The sequence below is a fragment of the Prosthecobacter sp. genome (genome assembly GCF_049294395.1).
Lineage (GTDB): Bacteria > Verrucomicrobiota > Verrucomicrobiia > Verrucomicrobiales > Verrucomicrobiaceae > Prosthecobacter.
The window spans coordinates 1-2,014 of sequence record NZ_JBAQCR010000082.1 but is presented as its reverse complement, the minus strand read 5'-3'; the positions used below and the strand labels follow the sequence as shown (position 1 = coordinate 2,014).

Genomic DNA, 2,014 nt, shown 5'->3' with positions numbered 1-2,014 from the left:
TCCTCCTCCTCGATGCCAGCGAGGCCTACCAGCGCGAGCTCGAGCGCCAGGCCCGCAGCACCCAGCCTGAAGAAGTCCTCCGCCTCCTCCAGCGCCTGCGCGATCCCGCCTACACCCACATCCTCCTCGTCACCCTCCCGGAGGCCACCCCCGTGCACGAGGCCGCCGCCCTGCAGGAAGACCTCCGCCGCGCCCGCATCCAGCCCTTCGCCTGGGTCATCAATCAAAGCCTCCTCCACAGCCACACCTGCGATCCCCTCCTCCAAAGCCGCGCCCACTCCGAGCACCGCTACATCGATGAAGTCGTCGCTCGTCACTCCCCCCGCACCGCCTGGCTCCCCTGGCAGCCCGAGGAACCCGTCGGCCCCGCCGCCCTCGCCCGCCTCGCCACCTCAGGTGTGCAGCATGCTCTGGTATGATGTGTCACCCACTTTGAGGCAGCTGCCCAAAGCTGGCCCGTTGCGCCGCAACGGGCCAGCGCATGTTTTGTAGTCCCGGCTTTAGCCGGAATCTGGAAGCGTATTTCGTGCAAACTGCTTCAGCCCCCCTGTTACTCTCTGTTCCACACCCCAGCCGCCTTGAGTTCAAGTGCGCCCGAGTCACTTCCACCGTTGAATCTGATCAGTTCCGGCCTCTGATGATTGAGACTTGCTCATAGACTGACGCTCCAGCCTTGAAGGCCAACGGCCTTTCGTATTTCAGCCCAGGGGTGCCGAGCTTTAGCGAGTGCTCCCCTGGTTTTGTCCGCACGACCCGGGAAGCAAACCCATCGCTTTCTTGGCACACCGCGCTCACCAGCAAGCCTGACCTTCGTAGCGCGCAGCGCGAAGAATGGGCGTCTTCACGCCATTCCGCCGCAGGTCTGTGCCCCGTATGTTTCAAAGCTCCCGCATCCAGATTTCACACGCATCCCATTCGTGTCGGCCCATTGCGTACGCCTCAATAAAAGGGGTGATGCATCCCATTCACCGCCATCCCATAGGCCCGGGCAGGATTCAGCACCCCACGCCAAAGTCTTCATTCCAATGCCCGCCCATGAATACCACATCCCACCACAACACAACATTTTTAAACTTTCCCGTTGCATTCCCAAATCACGACCCAATGCTTTTTCCGACACTCGCAAACAACCTGACGCAGTGAAGAACTCGAAAGGTGCCACCGCCGCCCTGCGGCCACGCATCCGCCATGTTCTACACTCCGCCATCTCTTTTCGATCCACCCACCTACCCGCGCAAGAAGCCGCTCCAGCCTGCAGACCAGCCGGAAGAAGCTGACGCTCCTCAGGAAGTCCGCCAGCCGCAGCCACCACTGCAACTGCAGCAGCGCCATCAGTCCGCACCACAGGAGCAGACTCTCGTGCAGCGAAATGCCGCCCCACTGGGGCAGCCCCCGGGCCGCCCGGATGAGCAGCAAAATTTCCACGATCCCGCGGAAGGCAGAATACCATCTAATACCACTCCTTTTCGCCCCAAGGACGCCCAGTCCGGCTACCTGCGCCGCCTCACTGAGCTCGGCCGGCTTCCAGGCGCGCTCCCCAAGATACTGCAGCCGCGGCCCGGGCCCATGGCTGCCGCCACTCCTCAGTCCACCGCTGTTCCCAACCCTGCGGCAGAGCGCCCCCTGCCGGCCACCGCAGTTCCACCACCTTCTGTTAAAGAGACCCCGCCCGTGGCGCAGGCCGCTGCTCAGCTCGAAAATGCACGCAAAGCCGGCGCCGTCATCGAAGGCGGCAAGATGATCCCGCACCCGGATGGCCAGGGCGGCCTGCTTCACCACACCGGCTTTGCCCTCACCTCCCTCCGCGACCACCCGGTGGCAGGCACCTCCGTCCCCTACCGGGACGATCGCGGCATGCAGCACCAGATTCCCGTGCAAAGCATGCGCCGCATCACCGACGCGAACGGCAAGACGAACTACCACTTCATGGTAGGCGGAAAACCCGTCAGCGTACCGGAGAGCTCCACGCCCCTCTTTCAGATCGACCACGACGGCAGGCGCTACACCCAGACTC

General features: G+C 63.4%; 1 protein-coding gene and 1 pseudogene. Both read left to right on the top strand.

The features are described 5' to 3' along the window. Positions 1–419, top strand: a 419-nt coding sequence (locus WAW39_RS05525) for an ArsA-related P-loop ATPase (protein ID WP_422316604.1), incomplete at its 5' end; no start/stop codon positions are given. A gap of 769 nt (positions 420–1,188) precedes the next feature. Continuing rightward, positions 1,189–2,014: pseudogene (locus WAW39_RS05520) on the top strand (hypothetical protein); the annotation flags it as partial.